At 66.8% G+C, this 600-nt stretch carries 1 protein-coding gene; it reads right to left on the bottom strand.

Features of this window, described 5'->3' with window-relative positions; genetic code table 11:
- A partial coding sequence (locus AB4Z42_RS28355) for a phosphopantetheine-binding protein (RefSeq protein ID WP_442012573.1) occupies positions 1 to 600 on the bottom strand: 600 nt, incomplete at both ends.

The raw sequence follows: 600 nt of genomic DNA, 5'->3' as shown, positions 1-600 counted from the left end.
ATCGTGCGCAGCGATTCGTGGCGGGCCACGACATCGGCCAGCGCCGCGCTCAACGCCTCGACATCCAGCGGCCCACTCAGCCGCACCGCGACCGGGATGTTGTACACCGGTGAGGGGCCCAACAATTGATCGATGAACCACAACCGGCTCTGGGCAAAAGACAACGGAATCACCGCCGGGCGCTCCGCCGGTATCAGCGGTTCAAGCCGCCCCACCTCACCGCCACCGATGCGCAACGCCAACTGCGCCACCGTCGGCGCTTCGAAGATCGCCCGCACCGAAAGCCCGCCGTCCACAGTGGTGTTGACCGCAGCGACCACCCGCATCGCCGACAACGAATCCCCACCCAAATCGAAGAACGAATCATCCACCCCAACCCGCTCCACCCCGAGGACCTCGGCGTAGATCGCGGCGAGAATCTCCTCRGTGACGGTGGCCGGGGATCGATACTCCCCTGCGGTGTAGTGCGGTGCGGGTAGTGCCCGGGTGTCGAGCTTGCCGTTGACCGTCAACGGCAACGCGTCGAGCACCACCACCGCAGCGGGCACCATATAGCTCGGGAGCCGATCACCGAGCCGGACGCGCACCGCGGCCGGATCC

It is taken from the genome of Mycobacterium sp. 2YAF39 (assembly GCF_052114565.1).
Taxonomy (GTDB): Bacteria; Actinomycetota; Actinomycetes; order Mycobacteriales; family Mycobacteriaceae; genus Mycobacterium.
This window is presented reverse-complemented; position numbering and strand designations above follow the sequence as displayed.